This is a genomic window from Chitinophaga filiformis (genome assembly GCF_023100805.1).
Classification (GTDB): Bacteria; Bacteroidota; Bacteroidia; order Chitinophagales; family Chitinophagaceae; genus Chitinophaga; species Chitinophaga filiformis_B.
In genome coordinates, this window is the sequence record NZ_CP095855.1 from 4,919,118 (window position 1) to 4,945,365 (window position 26,248).

The 26,248-nt window shown below is 47.7% G+C and carries 14 protein-coding genes; 9 read left to right on the plus strand and 5 right to left on the minus strand.

Translation table 11 applies throughout. The features are described 5' to 3' along the window. Positions 1–119: 119 nt before the first annotated feature. From MYF79_RS19235 to MYF79_RS19245, 3 genes are read left to right on the plus strand one after another with little or no spacing between them, the layout of a single operon-like run. Positions 120–1,418 (plus strand): TolC family protein, encoded by a 1,299-nt coding sequence (locus MYF79_RS19235; RefSeq protein WP_247809265.1) that lies wholly within the window; start codon positions 120–122, stop codon positions 1,416–1,418. Between the two features lie 17 nt (positions 1,419–1,435). Next, positions 1,436–2,515: an efflux RND transporter periplasmic adaptor subunit gene (locus tag MYF79_RS19240; protein ID WP_199658976.1), complete on the plus strand. Its 1,080-nt coding sequence runs from the start codon at positions 1,436–1,438 to the stop codon at positions 2,513–2,515. 14 nt (positions 2,516–2,529) lie between these two features. Continuing rightward, a complete protein-coding gene (locus MYF79_RS19245) occupies positions 2,530–5,652 on the plus strand; it encodes an efflux RND transporter permease subunit (RefSeq protein ID WP_247809266.1) in 3,123 nt (1,040 codons plus the stop codon). A 76-nt stretch (positions 5,653–5,728) separates the two neighbouring features. Here the strand turns inward: MYF79_RS19245 and MYF79_RS19250 are convergent, their stop codons facing one another. Then, positions 5,729–9,631: a SprB repeat-containing protein gene (locus MYF79_RS19250; protein WP_247809267.1), complete on the minus strand. Its 3,903-nt coding sequence runs from the start codon at positions 9,629–9,631 to the stop codon at positions 5,729–5,731. 141 nt (positions 9,632–9,772) lie between these two features. Beyond that, the gene (locus MYF79_RS19255; RefSeq protein ID WP_247809268.1) at positions 9,773–13,738 is read right to left on the minus strand and encodes a SprB repeat-containing protein; all 3,966 of its coding nucleotides are present in this window, start codon (positions 13,736–13,738) and stop codon (positions 9,773–9,775) included. A 628-nt stretch (positions 13,739–14,366) separates the two neighbouring features. Between MYF79_RS19255 and MYF79_RS19260 the strand changes: the two genes are divergently transcribed. After that, entirely contained in the window at positions 14,367–17,123 is a 2,757-nt protein-coding gene (locus MYF79_RS19260) for a TonB-dependent receptor (RefSeq protein ID WP_247809269.1), read from the plus strand. 71 nt (positions 17,124–17,194) lie between these two features. Here MYF79_RS19260 and MYF79_RS19265 read toward each other — a convergent pair whose 3' ends face one another. After that, positions 17,195–18,499 (minus strand): hypothetical protein, encoded by a 1,305-nt coding sequence (locus MYF79_RS19265; protein ID WP_247809270.1) that lies wholly within the window; start codon positions 18,497–18,499, stop codon positions 17,195–17,197. Positions 18,500–18,546: 47 nt separating this feature from the next. On the opposite strand from MYF79_RS19265, the gene MYF79_RS19270 reads away from it, so the two are divergent. Both MYF79_RS19270 and MYF79_RS19275 read left to right on the plus strand, forming a co-directional pair. Next, positions 18,547–19,614 carry a phosphotransferase enzyme family protein gene (locus MYF79_RS19270; protein ID WP_247809271.1) on the plus strand — a complete coding sequence of 356 codons (1,068 nt, stop codon included), beginning with the start codon at positions 18,547–18,549 and terminating at the stop codon, positions 19,612–19,614. Positions 19,615–19,681: 67 nt separating this feature from the next. Next, complete coding sequence (locus MYF79_RS19275; protein ID WP_247809272.1) at positions 19,682–20,038, plus strand: hypothetical protein; 357 nt, start codon at positions 19,682–19,684, stop codon at positions 20,036–20,038. A gap of 191 nt (positions 20,039–20,229) precedes the next feature. Here the strand turns inward: MYF79_RS19275 and ychF are convergent, their stop codons facing one another. Then, positions 20,230–21,333 carry a redox-regulated ATPase YchF gene (gene ychF / locus MYF79_RS19280; protein WP_247809273.1) on the minus strand — a complete coding sequence of 368 codons (1,104 nt, stop codon included), beginning with the start codon at positions 21,331–21,333 and terminating at the stop codon, positions 20,230–20,232. Positions 21,334–21,474: 141 nt separating this feature from the next. Here ychF and MYF79_RS19285 point away from each other — a divergent pair, with 141 nt between their 5' ends. From MYF79_RS19285 to MYF79_RS19295, 3 genes are all read left to right on the plus strand, one after another. After that, on the plus strand, positions 21,475–22,707 hold the full coding sequence (locus tag MYF79_RS19285) for a nucleoside recognition domain-containing protein (RefSeq protein ID WP_247809274.1): 1,233 nt from the start codon (positions 21,475–21,477) through the stop codon (positions 22,705–22,707). A gap of 88 nt (positions 22,708–22,795) precedes the next feature. Beyond that, the gene (locus tag MYF79_RS19290; RefSeq protein ID WP_247809275.1) at positions 22,796–24,046 is read left to right on the plus strand and encodes a YeiH family protein; all 1,251 of its coding nucleotides are present in this window, start codon (positions 22,796–22,798) and stop codon (positions 24,044–24,046) included. Positions 24,047–24,119: 73 nt separating this feature from the next. Then, on the plus strand, positions 24,120–25,382 hold the full coding sequence (locus MYF79_RS19295; RefSeq protein WP_247809276.1) for a glycosyltransferase family 39 protein: 1,263 nt from the start codon (positions 24,120–24,122) through the stop codon (positions 25,380–25,382). Positions 25,383–25,389: 7 nt separating this feature from the next. On the opposite strand, the gene MYF79_RS19300 is transcribed toward MYF79_RS19295, so the two are convergent. Beyond that, positions 25,390–25,683 carry an MTH1187 family thiamine-binding protein gene (locus tag MYF79_RS19300; protein ID WP_247809277.1) on the minus strand — a complete coding sequence of 98 codons (294 nt, stop codon included), beginning with the start codon at positions 25,681–25,683 and terminating at the stop codon, positions 25,390–25,392. Positions 25,684–26,248 lie beyond the last annotated feature (565 nt).

Sequence of the window (26,248 nt, forward strand, 5' to 3'; positions counted from 1 at the left end):
ATCTCCGCATGCGAGTACCTATGGCAGTCTTCAATGGCTGGCTATAAACCTTTATGTGCCTGTATTGTTGATCTCTTCATAAACTATTTCATACAAATATTATAAATAAACGATTCTATATGTCTAGTAAGGACTTTAATGTAGCATCACTTTTCCGGATCCTTACCTGCTGTCTGTTATTGCTTGCTGCCGGTATTTCAGCCAAAGCGCAGGATACCTTGCACATCAGTCTCCAGGATGCAGAGAAACAGTTCCTCGAAAGGAACCTGCAGCTGCTGGCGGAAAAGTATAATGTCTCTATCGCAAAGGCACAGATCATTCAGGCCCGGTTGTACAACAATCCTAACCTTACACTCAGTGGCAACCTATATAATCCTGACAGGAAAAAATTCTTCGATATCAGTAATCAGACCGGCCAGTACGAAATTGGCGTACAGCAGCTGATCTCCCTGGCGGGGAAAAGGAACAAGCAGGTACGGCTGGCGCGCACCAATGCAGATATGGCGGAGAATGCTTTCTTCGATCTGCTGCGTACACTCAGGTTCACCCTGCGTAGTAACTTCTACCAGGCATATTACCTCCAGAGTTCTATAAAAGCATATGATGTACAGATCGCATCACTTGAAAAAATGGATGCTACTTACAAAGATCTGCAGCAAAGAGGATTGGTGACACTCAAGGATGCGGTACGCTTACGCTCTTTGTTGTATAGCCTGAGGGCAGACCGTACCAATATGCTGAACCAGGTCAATGACCTCGAGGCAGAACTGCAATTGTTGCTGCAGAACAATCATTCCTGGTTTGCGCCTGATATACCGGACAATGCCATCGCCGGCATTCCTGAAGTAAGGCAAACCAGCTTGCAAAGCCTCGTGGACAGCGCCTATGCTAATCGTCAGGACCTGCAGCTGGCTCAGAATAACCTGCTGTACAACCAGCAGAACTACAGTCTGCAGAAAGCCATCGCTGTACCCGATCTTACACTGGGCGCCAGCTTCGATAAAAGGGGCAGTTTTGTGAATAACGCCTCCTTCCTGAACCTCGGTATCGACCTTCCCTTCTTCAACCGCAACCAGGGAAATATCAAGGCGGCAAAGTTCAGTGTTGACCAGACCAAACTGCTGGTACAGCAACAGACACAGGCCGTTGAGAATGAGGTACAGACAGCCTACGTAAAAGCTATTAATACCGATAAGATGCTGGAATCTGTAGATCCCGCATTCCGCGGACAGTTTGAGCAACTGCTGCATAGTATTACAGACAATTTTATGAAGAAGAATATCAGCCTCCTGGAACTCACAGACTTCTATGATTCCTATAAAGAGAACATCCTTCAGCTGAACCAGTTGCAGAATGACAGGATGCAGGCAATTGAAACACTCAACTTCGCGATCGGTAAAACTTTGTTCAATAAATAATAATAACAGCAATAGTCATGAAATCTTTTATCATATATACGCTTCCCTTTGCCTTAGTATGCATGCTGTCTGCCTGCGGCTCACATGAACCGGAAGTAAAAAAAGATGATCCTGTCATCTCCGACAGCCTGTTCAAACATGTGGAAACTGCCGCAGCAACGATGGAAGAACCCTCAGAGAATGTTAAACTGAATGGTAAGATCCAACCTGATGAAAGCAAGGAATCCAAGGTCTATGCACTGGTAAGCGGTAAGATCAGGAGTGTACAGGTGGAGCTGGGCGACTATGTGAAACAGGGGCAGATACTGGCAGTACTACAGAGCTCTGAAGTGGCCGGTATCTCGAATGATGTATCTATCGCGGAATCCAGCGTTGAAATGGCGAAGAAGAATATGGAGACACAGAAATCCCTCTTCGAAGGCAATCTGGCTACACAGCAGGATTACCTGGCTGCCCAGATAGAATATAAGAAAGCACAGTCTGAGCTGAACAGGGCCCGCCAGGTAGCCAATATCACCGGCGCCAGCAGCGCTGCTTATACACTGAAAGCGCCCATCAGCGGTTATGTGATCGAAAAGAACATCTCCAGCAATTCTGAAGTACGCCAGGACAATAGTAATGCACTGTTCACAATTGCCGATCTTTCTACCGTATGGATCATTGCCAATGTATATGAATCAGACATTGCGAACATCCGCCTTGGCGACGAGGTGAAGGTCAAGACCCTGGCCAATCCGGAGAAAGAATACCTGGGTAAGATAGACAAGGTGTACAATGTACTGGATCCGGCCAACCGCACTATGCAGGTACGTATCAGTATGCCGAATGCCAGCGGTGAACTGAAACCTGAAATGTTTGCCACGGTGAAGGTGAGCGCTAAACCTACGGGGGCTATCCTCAGTATTCCTGCCAAAGCAATAGTGATGGACAACAGTAAACAGTATGTGATCGTAAAGAAAGCTACTGGGCTTGAAATACGGGAGATCAACCTGCTGCGCAGGATCGAGGGCCGGGCATTCATTACCGGTCTGCAGGAAGGTGAACAGGTGGTAACCAGTTCACAGGTCTTTATTTATGATGCCCTTAACCTTAACTAGCCAAGCCGGATCTCATGCAGAAAATAATAAAATCAGTCATTGCCTTTTCGCTGAAGAACAGGCTCTTTATAGGTTTTGCGACCGTAGTCCTCATTATATGGGGCGTCATCGCATTCAGAAATATACCCATTGAAGCATTCCCGGATGTAACGAATACACAGATCACCATCATCACACAATGGCCGGGCAGAAGTGCAGAGGAAGTAGAGAAGTTCGTGACCGTTCCTATCGAGATAGCCATGAACCCCGTACAGAAGAAAACCTCTGTACGTTCTACCACCGTATTTGGCCTGTCTGTAGTGAAGGTGATCTTTGATGATAATGTAGACGATCCTTTTGCGCGCCAGCAGGTCAATAACCTACTGCGCGACGTGGAACTGCCGGAAGGCGCTGAACCGGATGTGCAGCCGCCTACGGGGCCTACAGGAGAGATATTCCGTTACACGCTGGAAAGTAAGACGAAAACAGTAAAGGAACTTAAAACATTACAGGACTGGGTGATAGAACGCCGTTTACTGAATGTGCCCGGCGTGGGTGATGTGGTAAGCTTTGGCGGTGAGGTGAAGACCTACGAGATCACTGTCAATCCGCAGAAACTGGCGTCCTACGATATTACGCCACTGGATGTTTACAGTGCTATCTCCAAAAGTAATATCAATGTTGGCGGCGATGTGATCGTCGATAATTCACAGGCCTATGTGGTACGTGGCATCGGTTTGCTGAACAACGAGGAAGAGATAGGCAATATCATTGTCGACAATATCAACAATACCCCTATCCTGGTGAAAGATATTGCCCAGGTATCCGTATCTGCGCTGCCCCGCCTTGGACAGGTAGGCCGCGACAAGCAGAATGATGTGGTGGAAGGTATTATCGTGATGCGTAAGGGAGAAAACCCCAGTGAGGTGATCAAGCGTGTAGAAGAAAGGATCAATTATCTGAATGAAAAGGTGCTGCCTTCCGACGTGAAGATCAATACGTTCTACAACCGCGACAACCTCATAGAATTTGCCACACATACGGTATTGCATAACATGCTGGAGGGGATCATCTTCGTAACGGTGATCGTATTCCTGTTCATGGCCGACTGGCGCACCACCGTCATCGTAGCCATTGTGATCCCGCTGGCGCTCTTGTTTGCCTTTATCTGCCTGACACTCAAAGGCATGTCTGCCAACCTGCTATCGATGGGGGCGATAGACTTCGGTATCATCATTGACGGCGCGGTCGTGATGGTAGAGGGTATCTTTGTATTACTCGACCATAAGCAGCACCAGATGGGCATGGAACGCTTTAATAAGCTTTCTAAACTGGGACTGATCAAAAATACCGGCGGAGAGCTGGGTAAGGCTATTTTCTTCTCCAAACTGATCATCATAGCCGGTCTGCTGCCGATCTTCTCTTTTGAGAAAGTGGAAGGTAAGATGTTCTCTCCCCTGGCATGGACACTGGGTTTTGCACTGTTGGGAGCATTGGTGCTGACACTGACGCTGATTCCCCTGTTAAGTAGTATCCTGTTGAAGAAGAATGTACGGGAGAAACATAATATCTTTGTAGAAGCCATCACCAATGGTGTGATGAAACTTTTTTCACGTACCTACCGGCATAAGCGTATCACGCTCATTATCGCGACAGCACTGGTGGCTGTAGGGTTGTTCATGTTCAGGTTCCTGGGAACGGAATTCCTGCCGGAACTGGATGAAGGAGCGATCTACATTCGTGCTACCTGCCCATTGAGCGTATCGCTGGACGAATCTAAAGCATTGGCTAACAAGATGCGCCGCATTATCCTGGCCTTCCCGGAAGTGAAACAGGTAATGTCGCAGACAGGCCGGCCGAATGACGGTACAGACGCCACAGGCTTCTATAACATTGAATTCCATGTAGATATCTATCCGAAGAAACAATGGAAAAGCGGTATGTCTAAAGAGGAGCTGATCGATAAGATGCAGCAACAGTTGGCAGTATACCCGGGGGTGAACCTGAACTTCTCCCAACCTATCATGGACAATGTGGAAGAAGCGGTATCGGGAGTAAAAGGCTCCCTTTGTGTGAAGATATATGGGGACAGCCTTACCTATACGGAGGCGAAGGCTAACCAGGTATATGATATTATGAAGAACATCAAGGGAGTGGAAGATCTGGGCGTGATCAGGAATATTGGTCAACCGGAAATGAGAATAGATCTTGATGAAAATAAAATGGCCCTTTATGGCGTTACTACAGCGGACGCGAACGCTATCATTGAAATGGCGATCGGCGGTAAGGCTATCACGCAGATCTATGAAGGAGAGCGCAAATTCCAATTGCGTTTACGTTATGAAGAGCAATACCGCAACAATGCCGAAGCAATCAGTAATCTGATGGTCCCTACCCTGCGCGGTGCGCGGGTGCCTATCAAGAACATTGCTACCATTCGTACATTAACAGGGCCCAGTATCATTTTCAGGGACGATAACAGAAGATATACAGCCGTTAAATTTTCCATCCGGGGGCGTGATATGGGTAGCGTTATAGCAGAAGCCCAGGGCAAAGTTGACAAACAGGTGAAACTGGATAAAGGCTACGAGATGCAGTGGGCGGGTGATTTTGAAAATCAGCAACGAGCAACGAAGCGCCTGACGCAGGTAGTACCTATCAGCCTCCTGATCATCTTCCTGATCCTGTTCGTCATGTTCGGCAATGTGAAAGATGCCGGTATGGTGTTACTGAACGTGCCATTTGCCATTATCGGGGGAATTGCAGCCTTGCTGATATCAGGGACTAACTTCAGTATTTCGGCTGGTATCGGATTTATTGCATTGTTCGGTATCTGTATACAAAACGGGGTGATACTGATATCGGTGTTCAAGAACAACATGCAAATGGTGAAGCGGCATGAATTTAATCATCACACTCTTGAAATAGCAATACGGGATGGGGTACGCACAAGGGTACGCCCTGTGGTCATGACAGCGTTGATGGCGGCTATTGGCTTATTGCCAGCAGCGTTATCCAAAGGTATTGGTTCTGAGACTTCCAAACCCTTGGCGATTGTAGTAATTGGTGGTTTGATCACTGCCACCGTGCTCACGCTGCTGGTGTTCCCACTGTTCTTCTACCTCGGCTACAGAAAAGTAGGTCAGAAGATGGATTGAGTGGTTGATGCTGTGCTTATGTAATTGAAAAAGTCTGCCAGTTGGCAGACTTTTTCTTTTTAAGTATTGCAATTCTTTACCGGGAGATGATAAACCGGACATCCCTGCTTTCAGTTTCTGTAATCACCCTGAGGATGAAAGTACCTGTTACAGATCCTCCAACGGAAAATGAATCATCTACCTGCAGGGTTGGTGCATACTGCCTCTTGCCGGCTATGATGCCGTTCATATCATACACATAAGCAACGATCTGCTGTTTACGATTCAACTTTATTCTGAAGTTGAAATTGCCGTTGTTGGGATTCGGTGATAGCATCACGGTATCTATCACTTGTACAGGCACACTATTACCAGGACCTGCATGGGGATCATAAGGAGCAATCTCCAGGTCTTTTCTCACAGTATAGGTACAGGCACCAAAGGTGGCAGTCATTTCTACCCAATAACTACCGGGGTCAGTAAACTTGATCAATGGAGTACCGTTGTCATATCCTAAGAGCACCGCTTTCGGGTCGTATGACCAGCTGATGTTGTCTGGCTCCGGCAGGCTGATATCCTTTATTACCAGGGTATCAAAGGCATTCCTGCGGGAGGCTACCAGGAAGTTCACCTCTGGTTTGGCGTTGGTCTTTGTAATAGTTACATCTCCACTCGCTTCACAGCCATGCGCATCCTGTACCGCCAGATTGTATTTACCCTCGGATAATCCCTTAAATGAACCGGCGTTCAGCCAGCTACTATGGTCCAGGGAATACTTGTAGGGTGTAGTCCCTCCACTTACCACTGCATCAATACTCCCATCACTTGCACCTTCACAAATACTTGTAGAGGTTAATGTCAGTTCCAGTTTCTTTGGCTGATCAATCGTATAAGTAACCTGCTGTTTACAGCCCTTACCATCGGTAATGCTGATTGTATAATCTCCCGATGGGATATTTTCAGCGGCACTGCCGGATAAAGAAGGGGTACTCCACTGATAACTATAGTTACCATCTCCCCCACTTACATGCAAATGCAGGGCTCCATTAGATTCACCGTAGCATTTTATATCAGTAATATCCGCAGTGGTAACCAATGGGGTATAGATAGCTGTCAATGTTGTGCTTATATCGGAAGTGCAACCTCCGGCGTCCTTCACCTTCAGGGTATGATCACCTGCAGCAAGCCCGGTAAACTCGGGACTATCCTGCCATGAACCATTGTCTATAGCATATTTATAAGGGCTGGTACCGCCTACTGGCGCTACCGTAATATGACCAACAGGATCAGCGCCACAACCGGCATGTTCCTGGGCCGTAATTTTTAATCTTAATGTACCGGCGGGCTCCGTCATCGTGATCTGCTGGGTATTGATACAGCCACGACCGTCTTTTACATGTAGCTGGTGAGTACCTGCAGTAATGCTTTCAATCAGTGAAGCTGTACCATATGCGCCATTATCAATTGCATAAGTATAGCCACCGTAACTACCGCCATTACCGCCAGTAGCTGTGATCTGCGCAAAGCCGTTATCATTGCCTTTGCAGGATACGTTGTAGCCATTGTAGTCAGATAAGGTATAGGTGAAGCTGACTGGCGCCGGAGGCAGTATCACTGCATAAGTGCCTGAAGCAGTGGCCATGCATCCACGTCCATCAGTAACACGCAGTCTATAGTTACCTGACGTGGTCAGTGCTGTAGCCGATGTGAAAGGGTGATAAGTAGCTCCATCCAGTGACCATTCATATACATAAGCGCCATCTCCGCCGGTAGCTGTGATGGATATATGAGCACCATCTGCCAGGCAGACAGCATCTTGTACTTTTACATTGGTGATCTGTACTTCAGATACAGTCTGGACAGTGCTTTCAGTAGATGTAATGCTACAGGCAGGAGATTTTCTATCAGTAACAATCACGCGATAAGTACCGGCGGGCAGGTCTTCTATCTGGGTATCGGTATCGAACCAGAAGGAACCGGATGTCCAGACACCGTTCTTCAGTTGTTGCCAGTTGTAGCTATAGCTGCCGGAACCTCCGCTTACAATGGCTTGGATAACTGCGCCCGGCTGACCGGAACAGCCTGCAGACGTTTGTTGCAGTTGTACATTCAAGGCGGTACGCTGGAAGACGGTGACGTTAAGGATTGATTCATCATTGCAAACAGTGCCCTGGTTCTTCAGGATGATAGTATAATCTCCTGCCGGCAGGCCTGTAAAGATGCCAGTGCTGTTCGTCTTATTAAGTCCGTTACCTGTGAGTGTGAATGTATATGCTCCCGCGCCTCCTTCTGCTGCTACTTCGATACGGCCGTCATTACCGCCGAAGCAGCTGACAGAATCCTTGGAGACAAATTTTACAGCCAGCGGTGTCAGCGTGTTCAATGTAACTGTACTGTCCCATTTCGGGCAAAGCGGTGCATCATTGTTTACGACCTCCGTTATGTAAGTACCCCCAGGCAGATCAGTGAAGGTGTAAGTATTCGAATTTATTACGCCAGACTGCTTCACCAGTGAGCCACCATTATATAGATTAAACTGGTAATTAACCGCTCCTGTGGCAGCTACAGAGATACTACCATCACCAGGAGAAACACATAATGGAGACGTCGCTACCAGCGTTCCCCTAACAGGTGCAGGTTGTGTGATAGTGATATCGTTTGTAAAAGCAAGGTTGATATTGCAGGTGCTATTCTTCACCTGCGCCTTATAAGTACCAGCCGGCAGGTTAGTCCATGTCATGCTCTTTCCTGTTCCTGCCGTATCAGGTCTTACTGCACTACCGCCGGATAAAAGGGTAAAGAGGTAAGTGGCATTCGTATCTGCACCACCCGCAGTAACAGTAATGGCACCATCACTTGCGTTATAGCAGGATACATTGGTATGTTGGGATATATCTTCAACTACTGTCAGCGGCGACAGTTCAGGGACGGTCACCACATAGGGCGTATAACAGCTGCCGACATCAGCGCCCGGGTTTAACAACCAGAGCGAGTAAGTGCCCGCTGCAAGTCCTGAAATGGATATACCGTTAGCAACGGGGACAGCACCGTTGCTCCATTGATTCAGGTCACCACAATTATTGGCACTTGGATCACAAGGTGCAGTTGCAATACCATTCCGCAGGACCCACCTCATTGTTGAAAACCCACCCTGTATAGCACTGCCTGCAATGGTAATGCTGCCGGTATGTTGAGTCCCCGCACAGGACGCCGTGATCTGAATATCATTATTAGCAACTTTTGGTGCGGATGGCAGTATCTCTATGGGATCTGATATAGGAGAATAGGGAGAATAGTAAGTGGTACCACTTTTATATACAGCTTTATGCCGGTATCTGAATCGCACATTTTGTACACTACTTTTTACTTCAGGAATCGACGCTTCCGGATTGACGTATATAACCTGCCAGCCAGCCCCGTTTGTCGCATAATCGCTCGATACTTCAGAATAAAACCCCTGCCATGCACCACCATTTGCCTGATACTCCCACTCAGTGGTAAATGTTACAAATTCATCAGATGGCACAGTCGCATTAGTACCTATAGTGGCAATAGGGAAATGTTGATTTGCACAGATCGTTTTATTAAAAGAAGTACTGTCCAACGCATACGGAACTGCCATTGCAAAAACACGCCGGGCACGAAATGTAATGTGTGGACCTGGCCCCGTCTGTGTACACATTACATATGGCACATCCTCCATGAGCTTTGAATTGGGATCGCTAAAAACCGCCAAAGCATTATTGTCTACAGGGTATATCATCTTCTCGTCAACGATCCAGTAGGGATAGGCATACTCGTACCATAAACCGTCCATAGTTGAAAATGTAGTGGGCGAATAACTATACCACATATCACCCGCCCAAAGCATGATATTTCCTCTATATACCTCATTTTGACCGTATTGTCCTAAAGAATAAAGGAAGATGTCATTAGGATCGCCATCCTTTGTTATCAGATAACCAATATCATCCCCCGAGTATGTACGATCAATTAGCATAAAAAAATCAATATACGCGTTTTTGTAGCGATCAATCTGTGCTACAGACCGTCCTCCGGACAAGAGCATTACTCCAGTTAAAAAGACAAATAAAGCAAGGTGCTTTATATGCCGTTTTTTTTGTATCATTTGGTGTGGTAGTTATCTTGATATAATAAACCTTACATCCCTGCTTTCTGTTTCTGTTATCACCCGGAGGATGAAAGTGCCTGTTACAGGTCCTCCAACGGAGAAGGAATCATCTACCAGCAGGGTTGGCGCATACTGCTTCTTGCCGGCTATGATGCCGTTCATATCATACACATAAGCAACGATCTGCTGTTTACGATTCAACTTTATTCTGAAGTTGAAATTGCCGTTGTTGGGATTCGGTGATAGCATCACGGTATCTATCACTTGTACAGGCACACTATTACCAGGACCTGCATGGGGATCATAAGGAGCAATCTCCAGGTCTTTTCTCACAGTATAGGTACAGGCACCAAAGGTGGCAGTCATTTCTACCCAATAACTACCGGGGTCAGTAAACTTGATCAATGGAGTACCGTTGTCATATCCTAAGAGCACCGCTTTCGGGTCGTATGACCAGCTGATGTTGTCTGGCTCCGGCAGGCTGATATCCTTTATTACCAGGGTATCAAAGGCATTCCTGCGGGAGGCTACCAGGAAGTTCACCTCTGGTTTGGCGTTGGTCTTTGTAATAGTTACATCTCCACTCGCTTCACAGCCATGCGCATCCTGTACCGCCAGATTGTATTTACCCTCGGATAATCCCTTAAATGAACCGGCGTTCAGCCAGCTACTATGGTCCAGGGAATACTTGTAGGGTGTAGTCCCTCCACTTACCACTGCATCAATACTCCCATCACTTGCACCTTCACAAATACTTGTAGAGGTTAATGTCAGTTCCAGTTTCTTTGGCTGATCAATCGTATAAGTAACCTGCTGTTTACAGCCCTTACCATCGGTAATGCTGATTGTATAATCTCCCGATGGGATATTTTCAGCGGCACTGCCGGATAAAGAAGGGGTACTCCACTGATAACTATAGTTACCATCTCCCCCACTTACATGCAAATGCAGGGCTCCATTAGATTCACCGTAGCATTTTATATCAGTAATATCCGCAGTGGTAACCAATGGGGTATAGATAGCTGTCAATGTTGTGCTTATATCGGAAGTGCAACCTCCGGCGTCCTTCACCTTCAGGGTATGATCACCTGCAGCAAGCCCGGTAAACTCGGGACTATCCTGCCATGAACCATTGTCTATAGCATATTTATAAGGGCTGGTACCGCCTACTGGCGCTACCGTAATATGACCAACAGGATCAGCGCCACAACCGGCATGTTCCTGGGCCGTAATTTTTAATCTTAATGTACCGGCGGGCTCCGTCATCGTGATCTGCTGGGTATTGATACAGCCACGACCGTCTTTTACATGTAGCTGGTGAGTACCTGCAGTAATGCTTTCAATCAGTGAAGCTGTACCATATGCGCCATTATCAATTGCATAAGTATAGCCACCGTAACTACCGCCATTACCGCCAGTAGCTGTGATCTGCGCAAAGCCGTTATCATTGCCTTTGCAGGATACGTTGTAGCCATTGTAGTCAGATAAGGTATAGGTGAAGCTGACTGGCGCCGGAGGCAGTATCACTGCATAAGTGCCTGAAGCAGTGGCCATGCATCCACGTCCATCAGTAACACGCAGTCTATAGTTACCTGACGTGGTCAGTGCTGTAGCCGATGTGAAAGGGTGATAAGTAGCTCCATCCAGTGACCATTCATATACATAAGCGCCATCTCCGCCGGTAGCTGTGATGGATATATGAGCACCATCTGCCAGGCAGACAGCATCTTGTACTTTTACATTGGTGATCTGTACTTCAGATACAGTCTGGACAGTGCTTTCAGTAGATGGAATGCTACAGGCAGGAGACTTTCTGTCCGTAACAATCACGCGATAAGTACCGACGGGCAGGTCTTCTATCTGGGTATCTGTATCGAACCAGAAGGAACCGGATGTCCAGGCGCCGTTCTTCAGTTGTTGCCAGTCGTAGCTATAGCTGCCGGAACCTCCGCTTACAATGGCTTTGATAACTGCGCCCGGCTGACCGGAACAGCCTGCAGACGTTTGTTGCAGTTGTACATTCAAGGCGGTACGCTGGAAGACGGAGACCTTAAGGATTGATTCATCATTGCAAACAGTGCCCTGGTTCTTCAGGATGATAGTATAATCTCCTGCCGACAGGCCTGTAAAGATGCCAGTGCTGTTCGTCTTATTAAGTCCGTTACCTGTGAGTGTGAATGTATAGGTCCCCGCGCCTCCTTCCGCTGCTACTTCGATACGGCCGTCATTACCGCCGAAGCAGCTGACAGAATCTTTGGAGACAAATTTTACAGCCAGCGGTGTCAGCGTGTTCAATGTAACTGTACTGTCCCATTTCGGGCAAAGCGGTGCATCATTATTTACGACCTCCGTTATGTAAGTACCCCCAGGCAGATCAGTGAAGGTGTAAGTATTCGAATTTATTACGCCAGACTGCTTCACCAGTGAGCCACCATTATATAGATTAAACTGGTAATTAACCGCTCCTGTGGCAGCCACAGAGATACTACCATCACCGGGAGAAACACATAATGGAGACGTCGCTACCAGCGTTCCCCTAACAGGTGCAGGTTGTGTGATAGTGATATCGTTTGTAAAAGCAGGATTAATGTCACAAGTGCTGTTTTTCACCTGTGCTTTATAAGTACCAGCCGGCAGGTTATTCCAGGTCATACTCTTTCCAGTCCCTGCTGTTTCAGGTCTTACTACAACACCATTCAACAACAGGGTAAAGGAGTAGACTGCGTTTGTATCTGCACCGTCAGCAGTAACAGTAATGGCACCATCACTTGCATTGTAACAGGACACATTAACATGCCCGGCCACATTTTCAGCCGCTGTCAACGGTTGCAGCACCGGAATGGTAAGCGGGTAAGGGCTATAACAGTTCCCTGATTCCTGTCCGGGGTTTAATACCCATAGTGTGTAATTGCCTGGCGCAAGATCTGTGATAGTGACACCATTCGCAATAGAAACAGCACCGTCACTTTGCTTATAGAAATCGCCACAGGCGTTGGTAGCACCGGGGAGTGCATTAGGATCACAAGGTCCGTTAGCCGTGCCGTTCCGCAATATCCATCTCATTGTCGAGAATCCTCCATTGATAGCGTTACCTGGAATTGTAATGCTGCCGCTGTGCTGCGTACCCGCACAGGATGGTGTTATTTGAATGGTATTGCTGGTTATTGTAGGCGCAGATGGTTGTATCTCGATCGGATCTGATACTGCAGAATAAGGGGAATAATAAGTATTGATCTTATAAGCCGCTTTATGCCTGTATCTGAATCTCACCATTTGTTTGCCATCTTTCAGCTCAGGGATTCCCTGCTCCGGACTAAAACGCAAATAATCCCAGTTTTCAATGGAATACAGAGGTTTCCATTGGCTAGCCGGCAAGTCCAACCGGTATTCCCACTCCGTACTAAATGTTACGAATTCGTTAGATTGTATCGTTGCATTATTGTTCACATGCGAAAAAGTAACAACTTCATTTGCGCAAATGGTGGTATTAAAGGACGGACTAGTCATCGGCCAGGGGGTCGGCATACCATAGACGCGCCGGGCATGATAAGGAGCCGTGTAAGGTTGGGTGACTATATAATTTGTCCCGATAAAATAAGGTATATCCTCGTTGAGCCTCGAATTATCATCCATAATGACGGCCAAAGCGTTGGAGTCTATCGGATATATCAGTAGTGGGTCTACTAAGGGAAAGGGGCCATCAACCCATACCCAGGAATACCCGCCCCAGGGATACTGCAAAAGAAGATCCCCGGGATAGTAAACGATCCGCGCCTTATATACGTCATTGGACCCAAAGTATCCAACGGAATCCATCCTTACTTCCGTCGGAATGCCATCTTTCTGATAAAAGGTACCTAGATAGTCATGCCATATACCCCGCTCAACCAGCAGATAAGTGTCAGCATAAGTATAATCCTGTGCAATTGATCTACCAGCCGGTAGCATCATTGCTACCAGTAACAAAAAAAACATTGCCAGCCGGCTAATCATCATTTCTCTGCGCCGGTTTATATTTAAAGTGGGACATACTTTTCTCCGGGATACTACTCTCCTTATCATGTACATGGGAACCAATGTGTGTTTTCTATTGCATTATATTTTAAAGCTGAGATGGCCATCCTCTGAGCCGGGGGATAATATCACAACGCTTCATACGTGGACATCCATACTGTAACCTTCTTCCATACGATGAACAGGTTGACATTACAGAAGATAAGTCCACCGGTTTAACCGCCGGTACTGCGGGTATAGGGGTACTATTATATCCGGGCATAGGTAACATAGGTAATGGGTGTAGGTGTCCCTTCATCTGTTTTTCAGGCTATACATGGTAAATTTACATAATAGAATAATATTATTTAAAAGAGAATGAGTAGTGGCTTATCAACTAATTGTCAATCAGCAAAAATTATTTTCAGCATGCGGTAGTAATACACAACATCAGCACAAAATGCACTGGAAAACAGTCGTTTTAATGTATCAGAACATAATAACGTGTGGGTTGTTATCTATAGGACGTCGCCTGTCGACTATTCAACTATTTTCCTTACATTCATCAAAACGTATACGTAATCCCAAGATCATCCTAAATCGCCACAGTATGAAGAACTATCTACAACTCACCTGTTTGTGCGCCCTTTTGTTGCTCATAAACTTATCTACCAGGGTCTATGGACAGCAGCAACAGACAGTAACAGGTACTGTAACAGACAAAACGACTGGCAACCCTTTACCGGGAGTCACTGTCAGTGTAAAAGGCTCACTTGCCGGTACTATCACCGATGGTAGCGGAAATTTCAAATTCAACACAACCCGCCAGTTCCCTATCACACTGGTATTTTCCTCCGTGGGGTATAGCAGCGCCCCGGTGGTGGTGAACAACGCGGGTAACATTACTGTGCAACTCGCTTCTACGGAGATCCTGGGAGAAGAGATCGTAGTTGCCGCCAGCCGTGTGTCTCAAAGCATACTGGAATCACCCGTATCTATTGAGAAGCTTAATGCCACGGCCATACGGGAATCTCCTACCCCTAGTTTCTATGACGCCCTGCCGTCCCTGAAAGGCGTTGAATCCAGCGTACAGAGCCTTACTTTCCGTACCATTACCACCAGGGGCTTCAATACCAATGGTAATACCCGCTTTAACCAGCTGATGGATGGTATGGACAACCAGGCGCCGGGCCTCAACTTCTCAGTGGGTAACATTGTGGGCATTTCAGAACTGGATGTAGCCAGTGTTGAACTGCTGCCGGGTGCATCTTCCGCGCTCTATGGTGCAGGCGGTATGAATGGTACTTTACTGATGACCAGTAAGAGCCCCTTTGATTACCAGGGCCTGAGCCTGAAACTACAGGCTGGCGTTAATCATGTCGGCAAAAAACAACAGGACAATATCGGTTTCATCCCCGACATCACTGCACGTTATGCCAAAGCCTTCGGCAGGTTCGCCTTCAAGCTCAATTTCGGGTATATGAAAGCCGACGATTGGCAGGCCGTGGATTCTACGAATTTCGACAGGTTAAACCTGCGTACAAAGGCTGGTTTTTCTCATGCTACTGATCCTAATTACGACGGTGTCAACGTTTATGGTGACGAGATCACCACTACTTACGGTGCTTCAGCGGGATTACTTAATGGCCAGGCTGTATCCCGCACCGGTTACAGGGAAAGTGACCTGGTTGATTACAGCACACACAGCCTGAAGACAGGCGCCGCATTCCATTATAAGATCACAGACAATACAGAGGCCATTGTCCAGGGTAACTGGGGAACGGGTACGACCGTGTACACCGGCTCTGACCGTTATTCCCTCCGTAAATTCAACCTGGGTCAGTATAAGCTCGAAGTAAGAGGCAAACGCTTCTTCGTACGTGGTTATACCACCCAGGAACGTTCAGGGGAAGCATACAATGCTACTGCACTGGGCACCCTGCTGAACGAGGCTTATAATCCAAGCGTAGTCAGGGACAACGACGGTAACGTAACCGGTGGATGGTTTGCAGAATATGCATCCATTTACAACCAGGCACGTATGGGCGTCTTTCCAGGTGCCCCGGGTGTAAAGACAGATGCACAGGCACATGCCATTGCCAGGTCTGTAGCTGACAGGAACAGACTGACGCCCGGTAGTGCAGCATTCAACCAAGCCAAAGAGACGATTACCAGCAACTATATCGGCTTTGGCGCGGGCAGGAACGGTGCTAAGTTCAACGATAAAACAAACCTGTATCACTACGAAGGATTCTACGATTTCACCGATCATCTGAAAATACTGGAAGTACAGGCAGGCGCCGCTTTCCGCAGGTACTCCCTGAACTCTGACGGTACTATTTTTGACGATGGGGCCGGACGTATCAAGATCGATGAAGTAGGCGCCTACCTGCAGGTGGGTAAGAAACTGGTACAGGACAGGATCAAGCTGACAGGTTCTGTTCGCTATGACAAGAATGAGAATTTCGATGGCAGGTTTACGCCACGTATATCCGGTGTGTTTACCGTTGCGCCGCGTCATAATATCCGTTTGTCGTTCCAGACAGCTTACCGCAATCCTACCAACCAGGATCAGTACATCGATCTGCCTATCCGCGCCAATACCCGTCTGATAGGTGGTTTGCCCGAGCTGCTGAACAAGTACAACCTTTATAACAACAAGGGGTATACGCAGGCCAGCGTACAACGCTACGCTGCTACCGGCGATCCGACCCAGCTGCAACAATACACTTTTGGCAAGTTCAGACCTGAAAGCGTAAGCGCCTATGAGATCGGCTACAAGGGCCTCATCAAGAACCGCCTGCTGATCGACGCTTATTACTATTACAGCGCCTATAAGAACTTCCTTTCCTACACAGCACTGATACAGCCTACTGTACCGCTGGCACAGGATCCGACCCTGAGCAGCGCCAGGATATTTGCGACCTACGTGAATAATCCTGAAAAGGTAAAAGCACAGGGCGGTGCTATAGGCCTGGATTACCTGATCAATAGCTGGACCCTGTCAGGTAACTTCTCTTACAATGACCTTACAAACAATAAGGGAGAACTCGACAATGCCTTCAACACGCCTAAATATCGTTTCAATATCGGTGTGGCGAGTAAGAGCATCGCTAAAAACTTAGGTTTTAACGTAATGTATCGCTGGCAGGATGCTTTTGTATGGAGCTCCAGTTTTGTAAGAGGCACTGTATCTGCTTATAGTACTATAGATGCGCAGGTTAATTACAGGATACCGAAGATCAGGGCAACAATCAAAGTGGGTGGGTCTAATATTACCAACCACTATTTCCAAACTTCTTATGGTAATCCGAAGGCAGGAGCGATTTATTATACGGCGATCCTGTTTGATGATCTGTTGAAATAATCTGATCTTATAGTGAAAAAAGCCCCGGGAAATACATCCCGGGGCTTTTTTATGTAGCTGCGGCATGTCTCCTATTTATTCTTTTCAGCCCACTCCCTCAGCATGGTAATGGTATCAAAGAGGACGCCTGCTTCTCCTCTGAAATCACCGGAGCCTTTGGGTTCGCCCGTCCGCACGTCATACCATTCATAAAAGCCGTTTTTTGCTATCGTTCTGCCAATGATGGGTTGCAATTCGTCCCAGGCTTCCTTTATAAATCCGTTGGCGATAAGGGCCTGTATCATTCGTCCGCCGAACCATGTCCAGTCACCGGCATTCTGGTATACATAGGGATGCATATTAGGAAATTCTGCTGCCGGATATGGAGGATATACCGTTATGCCGATCGTCGCGAACTTTTCTTTGGCAGCAGCGTTTACCATCTGTTTGTTTATAACGGCAATTTCCTCCGGCTTGTGGAAGCCTGCCAGGATAGCACAGGCGGAACCGCCAGTGTACAGGATTTCTTTTTCTTTGAAAGATGCCGGAAATGGGCTGCCATCCAGGTAGAGGTGAGGGATATATTTTTTGTCGGCCGCCAGCCAGAGGTGCTTCCGCACGTTTTCCCTGATACGCCTGGCGACTACTGTCCAGTCCTGCGTAGCATGGTAGGCTGCGGGCTTTATGGCCAGGAAATCATTGATGGCTATCGCATACATGGCATTGTCGTAAATATCGCATGCCCATTTTGTCTTTGAATTAATAACCACGCCCCAACCTGTTTCTGGTTGAACGTCGCCCCAATCGATCGTGGTAGCGCCTTTAACCAGCCCGTATTTTTCAGTCCAGCGTTCGTTCAGAATGTATGCAAGCGCATCTTCCATTCTCCGGATAACCGTTTTTTCTCCTATTTTTTCCTGCAGGATGGATGTATCGCCGGTTACGTCTACGTATTTTCTGACAGCCTGTATCAGGGATGATTCCTGGTCTGTTTCCACGGTATTTTTATGTGCTACCCAGTCAGGCGCCTGCGGGAAATAGCGGAATTCATAACCTACTGCCGCCTTTTTGATGTCTATAAAGCCATCTACAATATCTCCGCCGTTGCCCTGCATTTTGAAGAAGAGCAGCAGCATAGACCTTACTTTATCAGGGGCGTGTACCTTTAATGAACCCTTAATGAATGTATTGAGATCCCGTATCCAGACCTCTCCATATGATGTTCCGGCGTTAAAACCGGTCAGCAGGCGCAATGCCCTGGCCTGGATGGAGTCCAGACGCTGATCGTTACGGATGATAAGGGACAAGTCCCGGTTGTTCGTTCCCTGTGCAAAGACAGGTGCCTGAAAGGCAGACAGAGAAAGAGAAGTGATCAGGAAAGCAATAAATAACCTCATATATTGTTTGTTAAGACCTTGCAGCTAATGTACGAACATGAATTCACATGTACAAACATTCTGTACAGAGTGACAAAGTAAAGGATGCTTATATTTGTGCCATGCAACCCATTTTCCCAACCCTATATTCCACGCTCAGCCCTGCTGCCTTAGCTACTCATATCAGTCAGCAGTATACATTGGGCCCGGTTCAGTGTAAGTTCATTGTTCGCGGCGTAGGCGACACCTATTTAGTGACCACCGCCGACAAACAGTTCATTTTGCGTATTTACCGGCCTACCCATCGTAGCCTGGTGCAGATCCGGGCGGAAGTCGAATTGCTGACAGCCCTTCATGCAGCCCAGGTATCGGTATCCTATCCGCTGGCAGATAAAGACGGCCACTATATTCAGTCCCTGCCGGCAGCAGAAGGCACCCGTCATGCAGTGCTATTTACCTATGCCCAAGGTCGTTCCCACAATGTCCTGTCGGAGGCGCAGCTCGGCAACTTCGGCCGGGAAATGGCCCGTTTCCATAACATATCATCGCAGATACAGTTGAGTAACGACCGGTGGATTTTTGACCTGGAAACAACTTTGTTTCAGCCGCTGGCAGCAGTAAAAGATTATTTCGGTGAAGATCCTGCTACTTATGAGTGGTTATTGCAATCCGCAGAGAAAGTAAAGGCTTTCCTTAGACAGTTGGATACCTCCCGTTTTTCCAATGGCTACTGCCATTTTGATTTTCTGCCAAAGAACTTTCACTTTGATGCACAGGACAATATCACCTTCTTTGACTTCGATTTCTTCGGAAAAGGATGGCTGGCTAATGATTTAATGACATTCCACCAGCAATTGCTTATCGATGCGCATCTCGGCCGCCTGACTGCGGAGCAGCGGGAGAAAACATGGTCACTCTTTACAGACGCTTATCGCAGCGAACGGGCGCTCAGCGAAGAGGAACTGGCAGCTATCCCCTACCTGGGATTGGGTTTTTGGGTGTTTTATATGGGTTTCCATGCTACGCACGATCAGTTTTATCCGTTTATGCAATCGCATATGCTACAGGGCAGATTCGCGCTGGTTCGTAAGTTGCTGGAGCAGGGATGGAAGGAGGTGGATCTGGTTGGCAGGTAGTATCCAATCAACGAACATTCTCTGTTCGTCAGAAAAAAGATATACATTTAGACCCCAACCTCAAAACATGAAAAAAGTATACTTATTCCTGCCGTTGTTAGCAGCCATCATCTTCATCTATAGTGCGTATCATCTTTTTACCATTCAGCTATCAGACTCCAGTCTAAAAATTACAAGGGCATTTAAAGGATTTGACGACAAAGCAACAGATGATTATAGCAAACTTTTAGAAAAGTACCACACTAAAATTCAGGAACATAGCCGACAGGCAGACCTGGACCAAAGAATCTATTTCTGGTTGAGCTTTGGCGTAACAGCCCTCACAGCAGCAACAACATTAGTTACTTCTATTCAGGCCGCCCAGAAAGACACTGACAAACCACGCAGTCCCAAATGGGTGGAGATGTCGCGTTATATAATTTGATACAGGAGTTCATTCGACAGTTAAAAGAAAATAACGGTTCACGTTTATAAAATTTCAACTTCTAAAAATCAGCTTAATTTAGACAGGTTAGGGAGCCATTTCCGGCGCCCCCTAAAATAGCGACGTCCCGGGGAAGGCCCCGGGACATCTTAGATTTGTTGTACCCCTCAGTGGATAAACCCTGAGTATCTTTATACGTTGAAACGGAAGTGCATTACATCACCATCGTTCACGACATATTCTTTACCTTCTATACGTAAGCGGCCATTATCGCGGCACGCGGTTTCGGAACCATACTTCACATAATCCTCATAGGCGATCACCTCTGCCTTGATAAATCCTTTCTCGAAATCGGTGTGGATCACACTGGCAGCCTGAGGCGCCTTCCAGCCGGTGTGGATGGTCCAGGCCCTTACTTCCTGCACACCCGCTGTAAAGTAGGTAATCAGGTTCAGGAGCTTGTATGCGGAACGGATCAGGCGGTTCAGACCTGGTTCAGTCAGGTTGTATTCGGAAAGGAACAGTTCTTTATCTGCCGGATCTTCCATTTCGGAGATCTGCGCCTCTATACTGTTGTTCATAACCACTACTGTAGCATTTTCAGCCTGAACAGAAGCCTGCAGCTGCTCGGAATATTTATTGCCGGTCAGCATGGAAGCCTCATCCACGTTTGCTACGTAAAGTACTGGTTTTTCCGTCAGCAGGAACAGGTCAGCGATCGCTACGCGGTCTTCCTTGCTCAATCCCAGCTCACGGATATTTTTACCTTTTTCCAGGTGCTCCTGGCATTGTTTAAGAATTTCGAACTCTCTTTTCGCCTTGGGATCACCACCGGTTTTCGCCATTTTCTCGGTACGGGCGATCTTCTTCTCCACGCTTTCGAGGTCTTTCAGCTGTAACTCGGTGTCAATGATCTCTTTATCGCCTACAGGGTTGATAGCGCCTTCTTCCCTGAGAATATTATCGTCTTCGAAGCAGCGGATCACGTGTACGATGGCATCCACTTCACGGATATTGGCGAGGAACTTGTTACCAAGACCTTCCCCTTTACTGGCCCCTTTTACAAGGCCTGCGATGTCTACAAATTCAATAGTGGTTGGAACCACGCGGTTGGGCTTTACCAGCTCTTCCAGCTTTGCCAGCCTTTCATCCGGTACGTCTACAAGTCCTACGTTAGGTTCAATTGTACAGAAACGGTAATTGCTGGCCTGCGCCTTTGCGCTATTGCTTACCGCATTAAATAAAGTCGACTTTCCTACATTCGGCAATCCAACAATTCCTACTTGTAACGCCATTTTTTAAAAAATTTGCGCGAAGATAATGCTTTTTTAGCTATCAATGGCAAGTCGGCCGGAACTGATAGACTATAACACAGATTTATGTTTTTAATATTAAATTTTTGCCATTAGATTTGGCATTCAATCATTTCACACCATATGGCATTAAACTACGTCTGGCTGGCTTTTTTCCTGATCTCTTTTGTTGTGGCCGTCTGCCGGCTGATCTTCCTCCAGGATACTGCCGTGTTCTCTACGGTTATGAATGGCATGTTCGAGAGCGCCAAAACCGGGGCTGAGATCTCACTGGGCCTGGCGGGTATCATGACCTTCTGGCTGGGGATTATGAAAGTTGGGGAAAAAGGTGGAATGATCGGTATCCTGGCCAGGGCGGTAGACCCGTTCTTTTCCAAGCTCTTCCCTGGGATACCTAAAAAGCACCCTGCCATGGGCTCTATCCTCATGAATTTCAGTGCAAATGCGCTGGGTCTGGACAATGCGGCCACTCCCGTAGGGCTGAAAGCGATGAAGCAGTTACAGGAGCTGAATCCTGAGCCGGATACTGCTACTAATGCCCAGATCATGTTCCTGGTGCTGAACACCGCAGGTATCACACTGATCCCGACATCTGTTATTGCCCTGCGGATCGCTGCCGGTTCCCATAATGCGGCGGAGATATTCATCCCTACCCTGATAGGCACTATTATCTCCTTTGTGTCCGGTCTGATCGCCGTAGCCATATACCAGCGTATCAACCTGCTGAAGGCCCCAATCCTGCTCACCTTTGCCGTTTTCGGCCTGGCGCTGCTGGGGCTTTATTATGTAATGCCCTATCTCACAACCGACCAGCTGGCACAATACACTGCTTTCGTCGGTGGCTTTACGATCTTCGCCATTATCGTCGGCTTTCTTGCCTTGGGCGTTGTCAAGAAGATTAATGTATATGATGTATTTATTGAGGGAGCGAAAGAAGGTTTCCAGGTTTCCGTTACCATCATTCCTTACCTGGTGACCATGCTGGTAGCCATCAGCGCCTTCCGGAATACCGGATGCATGGACTATGTGCTGAATGGTATCGCCGCCCTGTTTGCCGCTATGGGCATGAATACAGACTTTGTGCCGGCACTTCCTGTCGGCCTGATGAAACCGCTCAGCGGCGGCGCTGCCCGTGCACTGATGGTGGACATCCTGAAAACACATGGACCAGATTCCTTCGCCGGACGCCTGGCCAGTATCATACAGGGATCAACGGAAACGACCTTCTATGTACTGGCGGTATATTTCGGCTCGGTGAACATCAAAAAGACGAAATATGCGCTGACATGTGGTCTGATTGCAGATGTGGTAGGCCTGGTAGCTGCTATCGTGATTGGATACATTTTCTTTCATTAAATAAATTCTTTCACTAACTTGGGGCCCACCACCAATAGATCCGCTTCCACCAAGGGGTACTCTTAAACATTTAATGTCACTTACTATCATGCCTAAGAAAACGCTGCACGAAGACTGGATTGCTGTTATCATTGCTTTTTTAACGATTGGCCTGGTGTTGCTGGGGCTTAAGCCTGTATTTCCGAAGATTGCCGTCTGGAACGACGCCTCCCTTGTGACGGCGCAGTTCGGAGGTGTGACGGTATGGCAACAAACAGGGCTTTTATTCCTGTGGGTCTTTGGCAGCCTCCTGCTGGCCAAAGCGTTTACAGGAAAAATAGCATTTGCAAAACTGCTGGTGTCTCTGTTGTTTATCGTCTTTATCACTTTACTGGCACAGTTTATCGCCAGCAACAAGACCCTGAAGGATTTCGGGATTGAAGTCGTTCTGTTCAGCCTTATATTGGGCCTGCTGATCAGTAACCTGGTGGGCATACCGGACATATTAAGGCCGGCTATACAGACGGAGCTGTATATCAAGATCGGCCTGGTGCTGCTGGGCGCCAACGTGCTTTTCCAGGACATCCTGAAAGCGGGCGGACTGGGTATCCTTCAATCTGTAGCCGTAGTGTTCACCGTATGGTACTTCAGTTTCTGGGTATGCCGTAAGTTTAAGCTGGATGATGAATTCCGTATGATGATCTCCAGCGCGGTATCCATCTGCGGTGTATCTGCCGCTATTGCGACGGCAGGCGCCATTGAAGGAGACAACAAGAAATTGTCGCATGTCATCTCCCTCGTTCTCATCGTGGCCATCCCTATGATGCTGTTCATGCCATATATCGCCACCTGGGCACATATGTCGCCCGCCGTAGCCGGTGCATGGCTGGGAGGCACCATTGATACCTCCGGCGCCGTGGTTGCCGCGGGTACCATTCTTGGCGAGGAAGCCCTGAAATATGCCACCCTGGTTAAATTCTCACAGAATGTATTGCTTGGACTGGCGGCTTTCTTTATCTCTCTTTACTGGTCTTATTCCCGCAAGGAAGCTGGTTATGAAAAGCCCACCCTCCTTACTATCTGGGAGCGTTTTCCCAAGTTTGTACTGGGCTTCATACTGGCCTCGCTCCTGTTCTCCTTTGCACTGCCGGTTGAAACGGTAGCCGCTGCCAAAGGTCCTTTAAAAGAATTGCAAACATATTGGTTCGCAATTGCGTTTACCTGTATAGGACTGGAGACTAAATTCACTGATATCTTTAAAATGGAGAATGGCCGTCCTGCAATGGCATTTATCATTGCACAGCTCTTCAACATTATATTTACGCTGGTGATAGCTTACCTTGTGTTCGGCCGACAATAACCGGCGCTGATCCACAGACCGCAGGTGAGCGATTCATCGCGGTCTGTGGATAGTCTGCCGCCGAATCAAGAACATGCTACGCCCCAGTACATACGAGAGAATAATATTGGCCACCGGCATTAGCGGTTACCTCCTGCTACTGCTCATCACTATACTGCACCGGCAACCTCCGCTATCTGACGAAGCGGTTTTCCTTTCCAATATTCATCTTCTACACCAATACGGGCTATCCCGCTCTTTCCTGTTAAACATCGACAAACAGACGCCAGGACCTCTATACCAGTTTGTACATTATGCACTGGAACCTCTTACACACCTGCAAACACCGGCCATCCGCCTGGTGAACACCAGCATGTTATTGCTCATCGTCCTGTTGCTGACAGGCATTGTGCGGAAGATGCAACGACGGGTAAAGAAAAGCGTATGGGTGCCGGCGTTACACATCATGGCGGTGCCAATGATATGGCAGGCATCCGGGATGGCATTAACAGAAATCCCGGCAATGTTCTTCGCTACTCTATCTATCTGGCTCCTACAACTGGCGCTGGATCATTCAAATAAACGCATAGGAATGGGTATATTCCTGTCCCTGCTGGCGGGATTAAGCCTCGGGTTGGCGATCCTGGGGCGTGCGCCTTTTGTAATGATCGTTCCTGCGGCGCTGTTATTATTGCTACAGTCGGCGGGAGAATGGCAGCGCTGGATAACTGTGAGTATATACATGGGTGTAGCCCTGCTTTGCTGTGTACCGGTATTCGTGATATGGGGTGGTTTCATGCCGCCAAAGCAGGCACTCACAGATACGGGAGGTCTCGTGCCCTGGCATGGCATACTGGCATTTGCATATGGGGCAATGGTCGTACTGATAATAGCACCGGGCTGGTTTTTCTACAACCGTCCGACATTGCTGGTATTGGTATTGCTGTATTTCCTCCTGCTGCCAGCTAACTATTATTGGCTGCACTTCGAATATGGGCCCCTGAACGAAGTCCTGACCAGGATCCTTCCGGCAGCCGCCATGCAAATATATTATTACCTTATATCTCCCCTGCTGATGATTATTGCGCTGTATTTTGTATACAGTACCTTCCTCCGGTGGATGGAACGGCGCACGGAGCCCTTCTTTTTGTTTATACTCCTCGCCACCCTGCTGATACTGGCTACCAGTTTCAGGGCGAATCATTTTTTCAGTTCCAGGTATGTGGTGTTGACGGCCCCCTTGCTCATTATACTGCTGGCGCCTTATATTCACGCCAGTAAAGAGCAGTGTATCAGGGTTGCCGCCGGAATGATCATTGGCCTGTTATCGCTGGAAACATATTTCCTTTTCAGATAGATATGGCTCAGTCGTACTTGCCCGTCTTATCTTCAATGCTGACGTCTGCATCTTTTTTGATCTGCATCTTTACGTATACCAGCAACTGTGAGGCGCCGGCTTTGAAACAGACATCCTGTGCTTTGCGGACTACGTCCATACACTCATCATAGGTACCTTCTAATACGGTTTCGAAAGGGCATACCCTATATTTCAGGCCGGAAGCCTGTATCACGGCAATAGCCTCGTCTACGACGGCATATACCTGGTCGCTGGGTACGGAAGGAAGGATCTGTAGTGCTAAATTGATCTTGTGTGCCATATTATTTTATACGATTATCTTTTAATGTTCAATCCGGGGTTATCGCCGGTCGTCATCCCGCCATCAGATGTTATCATTCATCCGTCCCGGGGTTACCACCCCGGGCTACAAACACAGACGCTCCTAACGGAGCTGATCGTAGCGAATGATCTGATTCGTATAACGCATGTATATTATTCATCACCCCGGACGTGATTACCGGCCGTCATTCTGCCATCAGATGTTATCATTCATCCGTCCCGGGGTTACCACCCCGGGCTACAAACACAGACGCTCCTAACGGAGCTGATCGTAGCGAATGATCTGATTCGTATAACGCATGTTTATTATTCATCACCCCCGAACGTGATTACCGGCCGTCATTCTGCCATCAGATGTTATCATTCATCCGTCCCGGGGTTACCACCCCGGGCTACAAACACAGACGCTCCTGACGGAGCTGATCGTAGCGAATGATCTGATTCGTATAACGCATGTTTATTATTCATCACCCCCGAACGTGATTACCGGCCGTCATTCCGCCATCAGATGTTATCATTCATCCATCCCGGGTTATCACCCCGGG